The organism is Nocardia amamiensis NBRC 102102, assembly GCF_001612745.1.
Taxonomy (GTDB): domain Bacteria; phylum Actinomycetota; class Actinomycetes; order Mycobacteriales; family Mycobacteriaceae; genus Nocardia; species Nocardia amamiensis.
The window spans coordinates 1-15,373 of the sequence record NZ_BDBA01000024.1; the positions used below are offsets into that span (position 1 = coordinate 1).

Sequence of the window (15,373 nt, forward strand, 5' to 3'; positions counted from 1 at the left end):
AAAGAACTCCAGTCGCTGTGCCTCAACGTCGAGGTGCTGTCCTCCGACGGCGCCGCGATCGAGCTGCGGGAAGGCGAGGACGAGGACTTGGAGCGTGCGGCGGCCAACCTGGGCATCAACCTGTCCAGGAACGAAGCGGCCACCGTCGACGATCTGGCGAACTAGGCGGCCGGCCGGATGCTGTCATCGCACGGCATCCGGCCTCCCGCGACGGATTACCCAACTAGTGAACTTTTGCTCGAATTCGACCCGCACAGGGGAAAGGAAGTTACGTGCTAGACGTCAACTTCTTCGATGAACTCCGGATCGGCCTTGCCACCGCCGACGACATCCGTCAGTGGTCCTACGGCGAGGTGAAGAAGCCGGAGACCATCAACTACCGCACGCTCAAGCCGGAGAAGGACGGCCTGTTCTGCGAGAAGATCTTCGGTCCCACCCGGGACTGGGAGTGCTACTGCGGCAAGTACAAGCGCGTCCGCTTCAAGGGCATTATCTGTGAGCGCTGTGGCGTCGAGGTGACTCGCGCCAAGGTGCGCCGCGAGCGGATGGGCCACATCGAGCTGGCCGCTCCGGTCACGCACATCTGGTACTTCAAGGGCGTGCCCTCGCGCCTGGGCTACCTGCTCGACCTGGCGCCGAAGGATCTGGAGAAGATCATCTACTTCGCCGCCTACGTCATCGTCGGCGTCGACGAGGAGCTGCGGCACAACGAGCTCTCCACGCTCGAGGCCGAGATGGAGGTCGAGAAGAAGGCGGTCGCCGACCAGCGCGACGCCGACCTCGAGGCCCGCGCTCAGAAGCTCGAGGCCGACCTGGCCGAGCTGGAGGCCGAAGGCGCCAAGTCCGACGTCCGTCGCAAGGTCAAGGACGGCGGCGAGCGCGAGATGCGCCAGCTCCGCGACCGGGCCCAGCGCGAGCTGGACCGGCTGGAGGAGATCTGGAACACCTTCACCAAGCTGGCAACCAAGCAGCTCATCGTCGACGAGGTGCTCTACCGGGAGCTGGTCGACCGCTACGGCGAGTACTTCACCGGCGCGATGGGCGCGGAGTCCATCCAGAAGCTGATGGAGAACTTCGACATCGAGGCCGAGGCCGAGCTGCTGCGGGAGACCATCCGCACCGGCAAGGGCCAGAAGAAGCTGCGTGCGCTCAAGCGGCTCAAGGTCGTCGCGGCCTTCCAGACCAACGGCAACTCGCCGTTGGGCATGGTTCTCGACGCCGTTCCGGTGATCCCGCCGGAGCTGCGCCCGATGGTTCAGCTCGACGGTGGCCGCTTCGCCACCTCCGACCTGAACGACCTGTACCGTCGCGTGATCAACCGCAACAACCGCCTCAAGCGACTGATCGACCTCGGCGCGCCCGAGATCATCGTCAACAACGAGAAGCGGATGCTGCAGGAGTCCGTCGACGCGCTGTTCGACAACGGCCGCCGCGGCCGTCCGGTCACCGGGCCGGGCAACCGTCCGCTCAAGTCGCTGTCCGACCTGCTCAAGGGCAAGCAGGGCCGCTTCAGGCAGAACCTGCTCGGTAAGCGCGTCGACTACTCGGGCCGTTCGGTCATCGTCGTCGGTCCGCAGCTGAAGCTGCACCAGTGCGGTCTGCCCAAGCTGATGGCGCTGGAGCTGTTCAAGCCGTTCGTGATGAAGCGCCTGGTCGATCTGAACCACGCGCAGAACATCAAGTCGGCCAAGCGCATGGTGGAGCGGCAGCGGCCGCAGGTGTGGGACGTCCTCGAAGAGGTCATCGCCGAACACCCCGTGCTGCTCAACCGCGCGCCCACCCTGCACCGCCTCGGTATCCAGGCCTTCGAGCCGCAGCTGGTGGAAGGCAAGGCCATCCAGCTGCACCCGCTGGTCTGTGAGGCGTTCAACGCCGACTTCGACGGTGACCAGATGGCCGTGCACCTGCCGCTGTCCGCGGAGGCGCAGGCCGAGGCCCGCGTGCTGATGCTGTCGTCGAACAACATCCTGTCGCCCGCCTCCGGACGTCCGCTCGCCATGCCTCGTCTGGACATGGTGACCGGCCTGTACTACCTGACCCGCCTGGAAGACGGCGCGAAGGGTTCCTACCAGCCGGCCACCAAGGACGCTCCGGAGCAGGGCGTGTACTCCTCGCCTGCCGAGGCGCAGATGGCGGTGGATCGCGCTGAGCTCACCGTGCGTTCGCTGATCAAGGTCCGGCTGACCGACCAGCGTCCGCCGAAGGACGTCGAGGCGACCCTGTTCCCCGATGGCTGGCGCCGCGGCGACGCGTGGATCACCGAGACCACGCTGGGCCGGGTGCTGTTCAACGAGCTGCTGCCCGCGGACTACGCGTTCATCAACGAGCAGATGCCGAAGAAGCGTCAGGCGACGATCATCAACGATCTCGCCGAGCGCTACCCGATGATCGTGGTCGCGCAGACCGTCGACAAGCTCAAGGACGCCGGCTTCTACTGGGCCACGCGTTCCGGCGTGACGGTCTCCATGTCCGACGTTCTCGTGCCGCCGGAGAAGGCCGAGATCATGGAGCGCTACGAGGCGCAGTCGGATCAGATCGAGAAGAAGTACCAGCGTGGTGCGCTCGATCACCAGGAACGCAACAACGCCCTGGTCAAGATCTGGCAGGAGGCGACCGAGGAGGTCGGTAAGGCGCTGCGCGCGCACTACCCGGCCGACAACCCGATCATCACGATCGTCGACTCGGGCGCCACGGGTAACTTCACCCAGACCCGTACCCTCGCCGGTATGAAGGGCCTGGTGACGAACCCGAAGGGTGAGTTCATCCCGCGGCCGATCAAGTCCTCCTTCCGTGAGGGCCTGACGGTTCTGGAGTACTTCATCAACACCCACGGTGCCCGTAAGGGTCTGGCCGACACCGCGCTGCGCACCGCCGACTCGGGTTACCTGACCCGTCGTCTGGTGGACGTGTCGCAGGACGTCATCGTGCGCGAGCACGACTGTGGCACCGAGCGCGGCATCGTGGTGCCGATCGCGGAGAAGCTGCTCGACGGCTCCATCATCCGCGACGCGCACGTGGAGACCTCCACCTACGCGCGCACGCTCGCGGCCGACGCGCTCGACGAGCAGGGCAACGTCATCGTGGCGAAGGGCGCCGACCTCGGCGACCCGGCGCTGGAGGCGCTGCTGGACGCGGGCATCACCGAGGTGAAGGTCCGCTCCGTGCTGACCTGCACCACCGGCACCGGCGTCTGCGCGACCTGTTACGGCCGCTCCATGGCGACCGGCAAGCTGGTCGACATCGGTGAGGCCGTCGGTATCGTCGCCGCGCAGTCCATCGGTGAGCCCGGTACCCAGCTGACCATGCGCACCTTCCACCAGGGTGGTGTCGCGGGTGACGACATCACCGGCGGTCTGCCCCGGGTGCAGGAGCTGTTCGAGGCGCGCGTGCCGAAGGGCAAGGCGCCCATCGCCGAGGTCTCCGGTCGCGTGCGGCTGGAGGACGACGATCGCTTCTACAAGATCACCATCATCCCGGATGACGGTGGCGAAGAGGTTGTCTACGACAAGCTCTCGAAGCGGCAGCGACTGCGTGTGTTCAAGCACGACGACGGCACCGAGCGTCTGCTCTCCGACAATGACCACGTCGAGGTCGGCCAGCAGTTGCTGGAAGGCGCGGCGGATCCGCACGAGGTGCTGCGCGTGATGGGCCCCCGGCAGGTTCAGGTCCACCTGGTCCACGAGGTCCAGGAGGTCTACCGCTCGCAGGGTGTGTCGATCCACGACAAGCACATCGAGGTCATCGTGCGTCAGATGCTGCGTCGCGTGACGATCATCGATTCGGGTTCGACGGAGTTCCTGCCCGGCTCGCTCACCGAGCGCGCCGAGTTCGAGGCCTCCAACCGCCGTGTGGTCGCCGAAGGCGGCGAGCCCGCCTCGGGTCGCCCGGTGCTGATGGGTATCACCAAGGCGTCGCTGGCCACCGATTCGTGGCTGTCGGCGGCGTCCTTCCAGGAGACCACCCGAGTTCTGACGGACGCGGCGATCAACTGCCGCTCCGACAAGCTCATCGGCCTCAAGGAGAACGTGATCATCGGCAAGCTGATCCCGGCCGGTACCGGTATCAACCGCTACCGGAACATCCAGGTGCAGCCGACCGAAGAGGCCCGTGCCGCGGCGTACGCGGTGCCGTCCTACGACGACACCTACTACAGCCCCGAGGGCTTCGGCGCCCCCACCGGTGCCGCGGTTCCGCTCGACGATTACGGTTTCAGCGACTACCGGTAGTCCGTCAGCTGTAATAAGCATTCGGCCCCCGCTCCGTTTCGGAGTGGGGGCCGAAGTGCTGGTGGGCTCTCGGAAGTTGCTAGTCGCCTCGATGATTCATGGTGTAGGACGGAGTTGGCCTGCCCAAGGGGTCAGGACGGTGGTCGGGTAGATCGCATCCTGGCCGCGGAGATCGAAGGCTTGGTCGTGGCCGTAGTACCAGCCCACTGACTGGACGGCCTTGTCATCCTTCAGGAAGAGGTAGAAGCCACGGGGCGGGCCGTCGCCGTCGCTGCTGTAGGGCTTGGGGAGTCCCTGCCAGCAGTTCCCCGGGGTGTTTGCTCGTCTGTTGAGTTCTTCGGCCTTGATGTTCTGCGGCACGTCGACCATGCGGTCCCAGCCATCGCCCCAGCCTGCGGTGCGTGCGATGTCGGCCAGTGTGACGGCTTCCGTACCCGTTGCCGCGTTCATCGCCTCCCGGGTGAACTCACTCGTCGAACCGAGAGTGTCGACGTTCGACGACATCGTGTAGCGATTTGCGCAGTTCGCTTCGGAATCCGAACGGTTCGGCTGAGGTAGCAATCCGCAACCCGGGATGGCCGATATGGCCACAATCGCGTACAGAACCGAAATCGTGCGTCGGGCTTTGATCATCGGCTGTCACTTCTTTCCTGGTAACGGGACTCCGACGCCGGGCGGCGGTCCGGTTTGTGCTTCACCGACCGCATTGCTCCACGTTATTTGGGACGGCTTCGCCGTGCCGTCGGGATTCTTGCTTTCGATGACGATCGCGTTGCCGTTGGCGATCTCGTTCCGGATCAGGTCCTTCAATTCCTCTGGCGACGCATCGGGATGGGCGAGCGCGACATTGCGACCGAGTGTACGAACAGGTTCCAGCGGGACTCCTCGACCTCCTTTTTCTTCTCACGGATAGTTCTGATATTGGCCTCGATGTCATCGCTCAGCGTGCTGATCATCTTGCCCATCTCTTCCAACACATCTGCGGTGCTGAAGGTTTCGTCGCGGTCCTTGCGGCCGCGTGCGCGCGCTGCCTCTCCGGCCTCGCTGTCGAAGTAGTCCTGGGAGCGGCCGATCTTGTTCTCCGCGGCGGTGGCCTCCTGATCGACACCCTGTGCAGTCGCGAGCACCTTTGCCGCGGTCTCCTTCGCGTGCTTTAGATTCCAGGAGAGCACAGCGGTAATCGTCAGCAGTTCGACGCTCATCGCCCGTTCCCGTTCAAATCTGCTGCGCGATGCTGGTCGACATTCTCGTAGGCGGTTGCCTGTCTATCGATTTCGTCGCAGCATTCGCGAAGTCGGCGTGTGTGGTAGCCGATGACCGTGTCCATCGCCTGCAAGACCTCTTCGATCTTGGTGGCAAAGTTCGAGTCGATCATCTGCGGCCGCACCTGCTGGCGGCTGGCCAGCGCGATCGGCGCCTTGCCCGCCAGTGCGTCCGCGTTCGTCCGTACATCCTTTGCCAGCTCACGCATCCTGGCTGGGTCGACATTGAACATCAGAGCCTCCGATCCCAGTCGGAGGGCTCGCGCCACTGATTGCTCTGGTAAGTGTCGTCGCGTCTGAGATGGGACGGCGTCCACTCCATGGCGGGCTCGTTCGCCGAAGGATTGTCCGGCGCCGACCGGTTGTCAACGGGCGCATCGAAGATCCGTGTCGCTTCCGCATTGGCGTTGTCCATTGCGGCTCGTTGGCGATCGATGATGAGTGCGGCCAGTCGGTCCGGGCCGTTCTCCATCGCGTAGTCGGCGAGGTAGAGATCGGTGATGCGGCCGTTGACGTCGGTTTCGATGCTGACGCTGCCGTCCACCGACCGAGCCGAGCCGCGCACTGCGGCGAGTTGTTCGTTGAGTCGCTTGATTTCGAGCGCCCGTGCGCTGACGTCATCCATTGCTTCGGGACTCCCCTCCTTCTGCAGCGAACAGATTACCCAGTGATCGGGCGGTGGGGAGTCCAGCAATATCAGCGCTCGCTGTCGAGCATCGCCATTTGTGCCGTTGCGTAGCGTTCTCCGGCGACTCGGTCGGCGGGTACGGCCGACTCGATGGCGGACAGTTCGTTGTCGGAGAGCGAGATGTTCAGTGCGCCCATGGTTTCCGCCCAGCGTGTGCGCCGCCGAGCGCCGATGACCGGCACGATGTCGTTGCCGCGGGTCAGTGTCCAGGCGATGGCCAGTTGCGCGACCGAGACGCCCTTGCGTGTGGCGATCTCGCCCAGTGCGCGGACCAGTTCGAGATTGCGGTCCAGGTTCTCGCCTTGGAAGCGCGGGCTGTGCGCGCGGAAGTCGTTGGCGTCGAAGGTGGTACCGGGCCGGATCGAATCGCTGAGCAGGCCGCGCGAGAGCACGCCGTAGGCGGTGATGCCGATGCCGAGTTCTCGGCAGACCGGAAGGATCTCCGCTTCGATGCCGCGCGAGATCAGCGAGTATTCGATCTGCAGATCCGAGATCGGATGGACAGCGGCGGCGCGGCGGATGGTTTCCACCCCGACCTCGGACAAGCCGATATGGCGGACGTATCCCGCCTCGATCAGGTCGGCAATGGCGCCGACGGTGTCCTCGATCGGGACGTTCGGGTCGAGCCGGGCGGGCCGGTAGATGTCGACGTAGTCGACGCCGAGCCGTTGCAGGCTGTAGCCGAGGAAGTTGCGCAGTGCCTCCGGGCGGTTGTCCACACCGCCCCATGTGCCGCCCGGGCCGCGTAGCGCGCCGAATTTCACGCTCAGCACAACGTCCTCGCGTCGGCGTTCGGCGATGGCCCGGCCGATCAGCATTTCGTTGTGTCCGGCGCCGTAGAAATCGCCGGTATCGATCAGATCGACGCCGGAGTCCAGCGCCGCGTGGATGGTCGCGGTGGACTCGGCGTCGTCGGCCGCGCCGTACATGCCGGACATGCCCATCGCGCCGAGGCCGATGCGGCTCACGGTGGGGCCGGTCGCCCCGAGTCGTACTTCCTTGCTCGTCTTTGTCGTCATAGAACCAGCCTGACCTGCGCGGACTCGATGCGGGAGAGATCGTTTATCGGGGGAGCGGCGATCCCTGGCTGAGGCGGGCGTTCGGGAGGACAGTGGTGGCATGGACCGCGCCGAGCTCGCCGACTTCCTGCGCCGCCGCCGCGAGCAGCTCACGCCCGCCGACGTGGGGTTGCCGCCGGGCGTCCGGCGGCGTACGCCCGGCCTGCGCCGCGACGAAGTCGCGCTGCTGGCGGGCATGTCGACCGACTACTACACACGTTTGGAGCAATCACGCGGCCCGCGTCCGTCCACCCAGGTACTGGCCGCGCTCGCGCGGGCACTGCGCTTCACCAGCGACGAACGCGACTACCTCTACCATCTGTGCGACCACACGCCGTCGGGCCGCGAGCCGGCAGGCAAACATGTCGGTCCCGGTCTGATGCACCTGCTGGCGAAGCTGGACGACACCGCCGCCACCGTCGTCACCGATCTCGGCGAGGTGCTGGTGCAGAACCGGATGCACACCCTGCTCGTCGGCGATCATGCCGAGCGGCGGGGCTGGGACCGGTTCTACGCCTACCGCTGGTTCACCGACATCCCGTCCCGCGCGATCTTCCCGGTGGAGGACTGGGATCGGCTCGGCCGCCAGCACGTCGCCGATCTGCGTGCCACGGCCGCTCGCCGTGCGGGCGACGCTGACGTCGCCGAGTTCATCGCCAAGTTGCGGTCCGTGAGTGCGGAATTCGATCGGCTCTGGAACGAACACGAAGTGGCGGTGCGCCTTTCGGACACCAAGCGCATCCTGCATCCACAGGTCGGCCTGATCGACACGGTGTGCGAAACGCTGCTCACTCCGAACGCCGCGCAGCGCCTGCTGGTCTACCTTCCGCGTCCCGGCACCGACGCGGCCGAGAAACTGGACCTGCTGCGCGTGATCGGGACGCAGAAGCTGACCTCCGCAGACCAGCTCGACTAAGGCGCGGTCACGTACTCCAGCGCCGCGTCGACGGCGGGCTGCCCGCCACCAACCACGTATCCGGCCATCGCGCCGATTGCGGCGCCCGCGACCGCGGCGGCGGGCACGGTGATGAAGTCGAGCACGAACAGCCCGAGCGGGAATCCGAGGACGAAGCCGATGGCCGCACCGATCCCCGCGCCGGCCAGAATCGACGGCATCGCTTTCTCCGCTTCGGCGTAGAACCGCTCCTGCGTGCTGATGTCGCGCAGCGGTGCGTCGGTGAGGCCGGTTGGTGCGAGGGTGAGCCGGTGGCCCGCGTCCTCGACCACCGGGCGCAGTGCCACGCGCTGCTCCCCGATGCGCAGCGCCATCGGCAGCGCGGCGACGATCTTGCCGTCTCGGTCGGCCACCGTCACCACGCGATCGTCGTGGGTGAGCTCGAATGTCCCGTCCTGGAGGGTGGCCACGGCCGCGCGCCGGTCGTCGGTGGCGGCGACCTGGTAGGCGACCTGGTGGAACGAGCCGTTCAAGCCGAGCGGAGCGTCGTCGGGCGTGGGCTGCCCATGCGCGGCAGTCGTGGTGATCGTGGTGGCCGCCAACGCGATCAGTGCCGTCGCGGTGAAGTGCGAAATCCTCATCGTGCTCTTTCCGTGTGCCGCCCCCGTGTCCGGTCGTCCGAAGAACATACCGTCCGGTGGGCGTTAGCAGAAGAGGTTGGGACACGGCGTCGTTCGGTGCGCCCACGCGGTAATTCGATGTCGCGCTGCACAACCGAGTCGTCGCATCCATGCGTGAACGACTGGTTCATGCAGGCTATGCGGTCGATGAGCAGGGGTGGACCGCGTCGAGCTGCCTTCGTGCGGTTCGAGGGTGTGATCGCATATTCCCCTCTTGACGTCCACGCGCACACACGCAACACTGAACTAGATGGTTCAGTATGACTTCCTGGATGCCTCCTTCGGGGCGCTCGCGGATCCCACCAGGCGCGGGATCCTGGAGCGACTCGGTAGTGGGCCCGCGACCGTCAGTGAGCTGGCCGACCGCTTCGACATGACGCTGACCGGCGTCAAGAAGCACATCCAGCTGCTGGAGGCGGCGGGCATGGTGGTCACGGAGAAGCGTGGCCGGGTGCGGTACTGCCGACTCGGCGAGAACGTCTTCGACCGCGAAGTGGCCTGGATGCAGGGCTACCGGCGGATGGTGGAAGCTCGGCTGGATCGTCTCGGTGAATTCCTCGAGCGAACGGAGCAGCAACCATGAGTACAACCACGAACGACGCCGTTGTCACGACCGACACCGACCGCACGATCCACATCGAGCGGATCTTCGACGCCCCGCGCGAGCGGGTGTGGGCCGCCTACAGCCGGATCGAACTGCTCGCCCAGTGGTGGGGGCGCGGCAACAAGCTCGACATCGAGCGGTGGGAGTTCCGCCCGGGCGGCCACTGGCGCTTCGTCGAGCACTCCGACGAGAGCACCGACGGTTTCGAAGGCCGTTTCCGCGAGGTCACCCCGCAGGAGCGCATCGTGTACTCCTTCGAGTGGGACGGCATGCCCGCCTATGTCGCGATCGACCAGGTCAGCTTCGTCGACCTCGGCGACGGCCGCACCAAAGTGGTCACCGACAGCCAGTTCCACACGCCTCAGGAGCGGGACGGGATGCTCCAGTCCGGCATGGAGGTCGGGCTCAACCAGAGCTACCGCGCGCTGGACGCGCTGCTGGCCCGCGGCTGATCCCGGAACGCGTCCGGCCCCGGTCGTCTTCGCGAGCGGGGCCGGACCACGCGGTCAGCCCCTCGCCGGACCGATGCGGCGTTTGCGCGGCTTGAGGTGCAGCCCGGGTAGCGGCGGTGCGGGAATGCGCTGCTGTGGCGTATGGCCCGCGATGTCGGCGAATCTGCTGACATCGTGGTTCTCCCAGTCCGCGCGGGCCGCGACGATGTCCTCGTGGCTGCGGCCGACGAAGTTCCACCACATCACCAGTTCTTCGTCGAACGGTTCGCCACCGATCAGCGCGAAATGAGCGCCCTCCGCGCTGCTGATCCGCAGCTCGTCGCGATCGGTGCCCAGGTAGAGCAGGGGGCCGGGACCGAGTTCGTTGCCCGCGATCGTCACTTGGCCTTCGATCACCAGCACCGCATGCTCGAAACGGGTTTCCAGCGGGACGGTGACGTCGGCTCCCGGCTCCACCCGCACATCGGCGCCGACGATGGGCGTGTAGGCGATCGCGGGTGAGGTCACCCCGGCCAGCGAGCCGATCAGCACGATCGCGCTGAGGCCGGGCGCTTGCAGGACGGGCAGCTCGCGATGCTGCTCGAAGTGCGGGTCGATGCCGGTGCGGTCGCCAGGCAGCGCGATCCACAGCTGCAGACCGTGCCCGGCGGGCGCGCCGGGCACGGCGTACTCGGAATGGGCGATACCGCGCCCCGAGGTCATCAGGTTCAGCTGACCCGGTTCGATCTCCACGTCCGAGCCGACCGAGTCGCGGTGCCGGATGCGTCCTTCGAACGGCCAGGTCACCGTCTGCAGGCCGATGTGCGGGTGCGGATTGATGTCCGGCGGCGCGTCGGTCTTGGTGACGGTCGGCGAGCCGAAACGATCGAGGAAGCACCACGCGCCGACCGTCGGCAGATCCCGTTGCGGCAGCACTCGTTCGACAAAGACGCCGCGGACACCACCGAGCGGTACTTCGCGTGCCGGATACAGCTCCGCGGCCGGGCCGGGACCCGGCACCGGTTCACAGAGCGTTTCCGCAGGGTGAGGATCTAGATCACTCACCGCAGGACGCCTTTGCCGATCACGTGCGCGTCGTACCGGGGATGCTTCTCGAGGTATCCCTTGATGAACGGGCACAGCGGCCGGATCACGCGCTCACGCTCGATCGTGTCCTCGATCGCGTTCTTCGCCAGGATGGAGCCGAGGCCTTTGCCGGAGAACGCGCCGTCGATCTCGGTGTGGGTGAACACCGTCTCGTCGTCGCGCTCCTGGTATTCGGCGAAGCCCGCCAATTCTCCGCTGTGGAACACCTCGTAGCGATGCCGCTCGTCGTTGCGGACGACCGTGGATTCCGGAGCCGATTCGGTCATGCTTGCCTTCTCCTTCCGTGCGCGTACCGGGTGCCCGTTGAGAATCGAGACGCGGTGGAACGCGCCGATCGCGGTGGCAACCCAAGTGACGACAGACAGCTGATCGTCCGTCAGGTACCGCCGAGCGAAAATGTAATCACGCTCGATGATGCTCGATCACTCGATCTCAGTGAACCGCCGCAGGTCGAATGGCTCGGCCAGGATGTCCGCCAATGCCGCCGCGCAGGCCTCCAGGTGCGGCGTCTGGAAGTGCGTCGCGAGGGCGTCCGCGTCGATCCACTCCTCCAGCAACACCACCCGGCGCGGGTCGGTGGGGTGCAGATACAGCTCGTAGCCGACGCAGCCTTCTTCCGCGAGCGTCGGTTCGATCATTCCCTGCAGCACATCCTTCAGCTCCGCTTCGCGACCAGGCTTGGCGGTGAAGCGGACATTGAGCGTCAAGGTCGACATATTCATCTCCCGGTGTGGTGTGCGGCTATTGCCGGCCCAGCTGGACCTCATCGGCTTTGCCCTCGTAGAGGGTGATCTTGTAATCCAGCACGGCCAGGGTCTGACGGAGTTCATCGATCTTGGCGAGCACCTCGGCGCGCGTGTTCCGGAACATCTCCAGCCGCTGCGGAAACGTGGATTCCCCCGCGCGAACCAGCTCGGCGTAGCGAACCATGTCGGCCACCGACATGCCCGTGGTGCGCAGCCGTCCGATCAGCGCCAGCCATTCCAGATCGCGATCACTGAATCGGCGCTTGCCCGTGTGATCCCTGCCGATGTAATCCATCAACCCGATCCGCTCGTACCAGCGCAACGTGTCCCGGCTCAGGCCGGACCGCTCGGCAACCTCGCCGATCGAATACCGCGGCTGCTCCCGATCGCTCACGCCCTCGTGCAGTGCGGTTTCGCTCACGATTGCGCCTTGCCGGCGCTCGGTACGGTCGTGCGCGAGGGCACGCTGTGGTCCCGGTTCACTCGCTGACGCTCGCTCATTGTGCTCGCCTTTCCCGTCGAACACCGACGACGCTAGTCACCTGGAGTGCACTCCAAGCAAGCTGTGTCTGATTGTGGCTCGCGTCCGAGCGACCGCCGCCGGCGACTTCGTCGCGGCCGCGTCGGCCGCTCGGACGCGCTGGTCAGCTGCTGTAGTCGGGCAATTGCTGGACGGCCCACTTGTTGCCGTCCGGATCGGAGAAGAAGGTGAACAGGCCCCAGCCGAGGTCCTCGACCGGCGTGGCGTCGACACCCGCAGCGATCAGCTGCTGATACGCCTCTTCCGCGCTGGCGACCACCATCTGCATGCCCTCGACGCTGCCGGGCGCGGCCTTGGTGATGCCCTCGCCGAGACAGATCGAGCAACCCGAACCGGGCGGGGTGAGCTGAACGAAGCGCAGATTCTCGTTCACCCGGTGGTCGTGGTCGGCGTTGAAGCCGATCTTGGTGTAGAAGTCCTTGGCGCGGTCGACGTCGGTCACCGGAATCGCGACGAGCTCGATTTTCCAATCCATTCGCCGAGCATTCCACTGCCTGCCGACAAAGTCCCGGCTTGCGGCCTACTCTGGGAACATGCCTGGAAAGGACATCGATCGCATCAGGTCCCGTTCGGCCTGGGCGACGGTCAAGGAAAGCCCCGTGATCACCGCCATCGCGGTCGCGCCGTTCGCGCTCGCGCTCGGCGTGGTGTGGTGGCTGTTCGGCGGTTTCGCCGCGTTCGTTCTGCTGGTCATACTCGGCGTTGTCGTCGTGGCGGGCGGCAAGTTACTGCGCTGACCGCGCGTTGCCTGCGCGGTCAGCGCGGGATATGGAAGTGGATCAGGTCCCCGGTTCCCGGGTCGACGTCGGCCCAGGGACGGTCGAATCGCAGTACCGCGAGTGCCGAGGTCGGGAATTTCCTGCTCAGTTCGACGGCGGGCGCGCCGTCGTGATTGCTCGCCAATTCCCACGCCGTCCACGGCATGCCCGGCGCGTGCCCGATCACCAGCAGCGTCGCCACGTCGTCGTCGCTGAGCTGGATCAGCTCGATGAGCGTCTCGGGCGCCGCCTCGTAGATCGCGGACTCGAACACGACCGGCGCGGTGATCCCGGTGGCGGCCAGCGTCTGCCTGGTGCGCGTGGCGGTGGAGCAGCGCACGGCATCGATCGGCGGCTGGGTTGCGCGCAGCCACTGACCTGCCAGTCCGGCCTCGCGCCGTCCCCGGGGCGCCAGCGGCCGCTCGTGATCGTCTACACCATCCGGATAGGCCGACTTGCCGTGCCGCATGAGGATCAGAGTCCGCGCCATGGGGATACCGTAAGCCCTCCGGGCGAGAGGTCTCGACCACACTCGAGGCAAACTGAAAGCGGCATCACATCACCCCTTGGGTGGCACAGCCCACGCACACCTTCGAGGATCAGCACAATATGGCCTACGTAATCACGCAGCGTTGTTGCAACGACGCCAGCTGCGTTCCCGAGTGCCCGGTCGACTGCATCCGTCCCACCCCGGACCAGCCGGAGTTCGCGACGACCGAGATGCTCTACATCGACCCCGACACCTGTATCGACTGCGGCGCCTGTGTCGACGCGTGTCCGGTGGAGGCCATCTTCTCCGAGGACGACCTGACCGCCCAGCTGGCGCGGTTCCAGGAGATCAATGCCGCCTATTTCCAACGGCATCCGCTGGAATCGAACTTCGATCCGATCGTCAGTCCCGCGCGTCCACCGAAGGAACTGGGCACTCTGCGCGTCGCGATCGTCGGCGCCGGTCCCGCGGCCTGCTATGCGGCCGACGAACTGCTGCGCAGAGCCGACGTCGAAATCGAGATGTTCGACCGGCTGCCGACCCCCTGGGGCCTGGTCCGGGCGGGCGTCGCTCCCGACCACCCCGGCACCAAGATGGTGTCGAACATGTTCGAGTCCGCGTTCCGCCGCGAGACCCTGCAGTACTACTTGAATGTCGAAGTAGGCACGCACATCTCGCACGAGGAACTGCAGCGCCACCACCACGCCGTGATCTACGCGGTCGGTGCCTCGTCCGACCGCCGGATGGGTATCCCCGGTGAGGACCTGCCGGGCAGCCATTCCGCCACCGAGTTCGTCGCCTGGTACAACGGCCACCCCGACTACGCCGACCGGACCTTCGACCTGTCCGGCGAGCGGGCCGTGATCGTCGGCAACGGCAACGTCGCGCTGGACGTGGCGCGCGTGCTGACCGTGGACCCCGACGAGCTCGCCAAGACCGACATCGCCGACTACGCGCTGGACGCCTTGCGGCAGAGCAACATTCGCGAGGTCGTCGTGCTCGGCAGGCGCGGTCCACTGCAGGCGGCCTATACCTCGTCGGAGTTCCTCGCCCTCGCCCACCTGAAAGGCGTCGACGTGGTCGTGGACGGGGCCGACCTGGAGCTCGACCACGTCAGCCAGGCGATCGTGGACGACCCGGAAATCGAGCCGTCGCTGGGCTTGAAGTACACGCTTGCCAAGGAATACGCGGCGGGTGGCCGTGCCGAGGGCAACAAGCGGATCGTGTTCCGCTACCTGGGCTCGCCCGCCGCGCTGACCGGCGCCGACCGGGTCGAGTCGGTCCAGATCGTGCACAACGAACTGGTCGACGCGGACGGCCGGTTGGTGGCCAGGCCGACCGACCGCACCGAGACCATCGACGCCACGCTGGTGCTGCGGTCCATCGGTTATCGCGGCCAGCCGGTGGCGGGCCTGCCGTTCGATGAGCGGCGCGGCGTCGTGCCCAACGAGAACGGCCGGGTCATCGGCGACGACGGCACACCGTTGCCCGGTGTGTACGTCAGCGGCTGGATCAAGCGCGGCCCACGCGGCGTCATCGGCTCGAACCGGACCGACTCCGAGGAGACGGTGGAACTGCTCCTCGCCGATTTCACGGCGGGCAAACTCGGTGTGCCGCAGGGCGACCGCGCCGCGCTGAAGATCCTGCTGTCCGAGCGCCAGGCCGACCTGGTGGACCGCGCGGGCTGGAAGGCGATCGACCAGGCCGAGAAGGCGGCGGGCAAGACCGCGAACCGCCCCCGGGTCAAGTTCACCACCCGCGAAGACATGCTCAAAGCCGCCCGCGGCTGATGCTTCCCAAGGCCGGTCGGATCACCGGAGATCCGACCGGCGCGGGCACTGAAACCCCGCGTCACCTGACTGGTACGGCCTGAAGATCCGGCGAGGT

Annotated in this window: 20 protein-coding genes; 7 read left to right on the plus strand and 13 right to left on the minus strand. The window is 66.4% G+C overall.

Annotated features, from left to right (window positions below; all coding sequences use genetic code 11):
• Together NA4_RS43610 and NA4_RS06530 are read left to right on the plus strand one after the other, a co-directional pair.
• A partial coding sequence (locus NA4_RS43610; protein WP_169810990.1) for a hypothetical protein occupies positions 1–165 on the plus strand: 165 nt, incomplete at its 5' end.
• Positions 166–272: 107 nt separating this feature from the next.
• A complete protein-coding gene (locus NA4_RS06530) occupies positions 273–4,226 on the plus strand; it encodes a DNA-directed RNA polymerase subunit beta' (RefSeq protein WP_067465441.1) in 3,954 nt (1,317 codons plus the stop codon).
• A gap of 96 nt (positions 4,227–4,322) precedes the next feature.
• On the opposite strand, the gene NA4_RS06535 is transcribed toward NA4_RS06530, so the two are convergent.
• The 6 genes from NA4_RS06535 to NA4_RS06555 all read right to left on the minus strand — a co-directional run bounded on the left by NA4_RS06535 (position 4,323) and on the right by NA4_RS06555 (position 7,195).
• On the minus strand, positions 4,323–4,859 hold the full coding sequence (locus NA4_RS06535) for a hypothetical protein (protein WP_067465444.1): 537 nt from the start codon (positions 4,857–4,859) through the stop codon (positions 4,323–4,325).
• 6 nt (positions 4,860–4,865) lie between these two features.
• Positions 4,866–5,036 (minus strand): hypothetical protein, encoded by a 171-nt coding sequence (locus tag NA4_RS40120; RefSeq protein WP_157128848.1) that lies wholly within the window; start codon positions 5,034–5,036, stop codon positions 4,866–4,868.
• Complete coding sequence (locus NA4_RS06540; protein WP_067465446.1) at positions 5,033–5,428, minus strand: hypothetical protein; 396 nt, start codon at positions 5,426–5,428, stop codon at positions 5,033–5,035. The genes NA4_RS40120 and NA4_RS06540 overlap by 4 nt, the downstream gene beginning before the upstream one ends.
• Complete coding sequence (locus NA4_RS06545; RefSeq protein WP_067465449.1) at positions 5,425–5,721, minus strand: type VII secretion target; 297 nt, start codon at positions 5,719–5,721, stop codon at positions 5,425–5,427. The genes NA4_RS06540 and NA4_RS06545 overlap by 4 nt, the downstream gene beginning before the upstream one ends.
• The gene (locus tag NA4_RS06550) at positions 5,721–6,113 is read right to left on the minus strand and encodes a YbaB/EbfC family nucleoid-associated protein (protein WP_067465452.1); all 393 of its coding nucleotides are present in this window, start codon (positions 6,111–6,113) and stop codon (positions 5,721–5,723) included. The genes NA4_RS06545 and NA4_RS06550 overlap by 1 nt, the downstream gene beginning before the upstream one ends.
• Positions 6,114–6,184: 71 nt before the next feature.
• Positions 6,185–7,195: an aldo/keto reductase gene (locus tag NA4_RS06555; protein WP_067465455.1), complete on the minus strand. Its 1,011-nt coding sequence runs from the start codon at positions 7,193–7,195 to the stop codon at positions 6,185–6,187.
• 100 nt (positions 7,196–7,295) lie between these two features.
• Here NA4_RS06555 and NA4_RS06560 point away from each other — a divergent pair, with 100 nt between their 5' ends.
• Entirely contained in the window at positions 7,296–8,150 is an 855-nt protein-coding gene (locus tag NA4_RS06560; protein WP_067465458.1) for a helix-turn-helix transcriptional regulator, read from the plus strand.
• On the opposite strand, the gene NA4_RS06565 is transcribed toward NA4_RS06560, so the two are convergent.
• Positions 8,147–8,770, minus strand: a complete 624-nt coding sequence (locus tag NA4_RS06565; protein ID WP_067465461.1) for a DUF8020 domain-containing protein — start codon at positions 8,768–8,770, stop codon at positions 8,147–8,149. The two genes, NA4_RS06560 and NA4_RS06565, sit on opposite strands and share 4 nt — an antisense overlap.
• Positions 8,771–9,059: 289 nt before the next feature.
• Here NA4_RS06565 and NA4_RS06570 point away from each other — a divergent pair, with 289 nt between their 5' ends.
• Both NA4_RS06570 and NA4_RS06575 read left to right on the plus strand, forming a co-directional pair.
• On the plus strand, positions 9,060–9,392 hold the full coding sequence (locus tag NA4_RS06570) for an ArsR/SmtB family transcription factor (protein WP_067465463.1): 333 nt from the start codon (positions 9,060–9,062) through the stop codon (positions 9,390–9,392).
• Positions 9,389–9,865: an SRPBCC family protein gene (locus NA4_RS06575; RefSeq protein WP_067465466.1), complete on the plus strand. Its 477-nt coding sequence runs from the start codon at positions 9,389–9,391 to the stop codon at positions 9,863–9,865. Before NA4_RS06570 ends, NA4_RS06575 begins: the two co-directional genes overlap by 4 nt.
• A 54-nt stretch (positions 9,866–9,919) precedes the next feature.
• Here NA4_RS06575 and NA4_RS06580 read toward each other — a convergent pair whose 3' ends face one another.
• The 5 genes from NA4_RS06580 to NA4_RS06600 all read right to left on the minus strand — a co-directional run bounded on the left by NA4_RS06580 (position 9,920) and on the right by NA4_RS06600 (position 12,713).
• Positions 9,920–10,909, minus strand: a complete 990-nt coding sequence (locus tag NA4_RS06580) for a pirin family protein (protein ID WP_067465469.1) — start codon at positions 10,907–10,909, stop codon at positions 9,920–9,922.
• Positions 10,906–11,217 (minus strand): GNAT family N-acetyltransferase, encoded by a 312-nt coding sequence (locus NA4_RS06585; RefSeq protein ID WP_067465472.1) that lies wholly within the window; start codon positions 11,215–11,217, stop codon positions 10,906–10,908. The genes NA4_RS06580 and NA4_RS06585 overlap by 4 nt, the downstream gene beginning before the upstream one ends.
• A 156-nt stretch (positions 11,218–11,373) precedes the next feature.
• Complete coding sequence (locus NA4_RS06590) at positions 11,374–11,667, minus strand: putative quinol monooxygenase (RefSeq protein ID WP_067465475.1); 294 nt, start codon at positions 11,665–11,667, stop codon at positions 11,374–11,376.
• 25 nt (positions 11,668–11,692) lie between these two features.
• Positions 11,693–12,118 (minus strand): MerR family transcriptional regulator, encoded by a 426-nt coding sequence (locus NA4_RS06595; RefSeq protein ID WP_067465730.1) that lies wholly within the window; start codon positions 12,116–12,118, stop codon positions 11,693–11,695.
• Positions 12,119–12,341: 223 nt separating this feature from the next.
• Positions 12,342–12,713: a VOC family protein gene (locus NA4_RS06600; protein WP_067465478.1), complete on the minus strand. Its 372-nt coding sequence runs from the start codon at positions 12,711–12,713 to the stop codon at positions 12,342–12,344.
• Positions 12,714–12,771: 58 nt separating this feature from the next.
• On the opposite strand from NA4_RS06600, the gene NA4_RS06605 reads away from it, so the two are divergent.
• Positions 12,772–12,975, plus strand: a complete 204-nt coding sequence (locus NA4_RS06605; protein WP_067465481.1) for a hypothetical protein — start codon at positions 12,772–12,774, stop codon at positions 12,973–12,975.
• 19 nt (positions 12,976–12,994) lie between these two features.
• On the opposite strand, the gene NA4_RS06610 is transcribed toward NA4_RS06605, so the two are convergent.
• A complete protein-coding gene (locus NA4_RS06610) occupies positions 12,995–13,486 on the minus strand; it encodes a SixA phosphatase family protein (RefSeq protein WP_067465484.1) in 492 nt (163 codons plus the stop codon).
• A 119-nt stretch (positions 13,487–13,605) separates the two neighbouring features.
• On the opposite strand from NA4_RS06610, the gene NA4_RS06615 reads away from it, so the two are divergent.
• Positions 13,606–15,276 (plus strand): FAD-dependent oxidoreductase, encoded by a 1,671-nt coding sequence (locus NA4_RS06615; protein ID WP_067465732.1) that lies wholly within the window; start codon positions 13,606–13,608, stop codon positions 15,274–15,276.
• Positions 15,277–15,373 lie beyond the last annotated feature (97 nt).

Coding starts and splice junctions, on each gene's coding strand:
- NA4_RS06555 (WP_067465455.1), bottom strand. CDS start 7,195: ATGACGACAAAGACGAGCAAGGAAGTACGACTCGGGGCGACCGGCCCC.
- NA4_RS06535 (WP_067465444.1), bottom strand. CDS start 4,859: ATGATCAAAGCCCGACGCACGATTTCGGTTCTGTACGCGATTGTGGCC.
- NA4_RS06585 (WP_067465472.1), bottom strand. CDS start 11,217: ATGACCGAATCGGCTCCGGAATCCACGGTCGTCCGCAACGACGAGCGG.
- NA4_RS06605 (WP_067465481.1), top strand. CDS start 12,772: ATGCCTGGAAAGGACATCGATCGCATCAGGTCCCGTTCGGCCTGGGCG.
- NA4_RS06545 (WP_067465449.1), bottom strand. CDS start 5,721: ATGTTCAATGTCGACCCAGCCAGGATGCGTGAGCTGGCAAAGGATGTA.
- NA4_RS06550 (WP_067465452.1), bottom strand. CDS start 6,113: ATGGATGACGTCAGCGCACGGGCGCTCGAAATCAAGCGACTCAACGAA.
- NA4_RS06540 (WP_067465446.1), bottom strand. CDS start 5,428: ATGAGCGTCGAACTGCTGACGATTACCGCTGTGCTCTCCTGGAATCTA.
- NA4_RS06590 (WP_067465475.1), bottom strand. CDS start 11,667: ATGTCGACCTTGACGCTCAATGTCCGCTTCACCGCCAAGCCTGGTCGC.
- NA4_RS06615 (WP_067465732.1), top strand. CDS start 13,606: ATGGCCTACGTAATCACGCAGCGTTGTTGCAACGACGCCAGCTGCGTT.
- NA4_RS06570 (WP_067465463.1), top strand. CDS start 9,060: ATGGTTCAGTATGACTTCCTGGATGCCTCCTTCGGGGCGCTCGCGGAT.
- NA4_RS06610 (WP_067465484.1), bottom strand. CDS start 13,486: ATGGCGCGGACTCTGATCCTCATGCGGCACGGCAAGTCGGCCTATCCG.
- NA4_RS06565 (WP_067465461.1), bottom strand. CDS start 8,770: ATGAGGATTTCGCACTTCACCGCGACGGCACTGATCGCGTTGGCGGCC.
- NA4_RS06600 (WP_067465478.1), bottom strand. CDS start 12,713: ATGGATTGGAAAATCGAGCTCGTCGCGATTCCGGTGACCGACGTCGAC.
- NA4_RS06560 (WP_067465458.1), top strand. CDS start 7,296: ATGGACCGCGCCGAGCTCGCCGACTTCCTGCGCCGCCGCCGCGAGCAG.
- NA4_RS06575 (WP_067465466.1), top strand. CDS start 9,389: ATGAGTACAACCACGAACGACGCCGTTGTCACGACCGACACCGACCGC.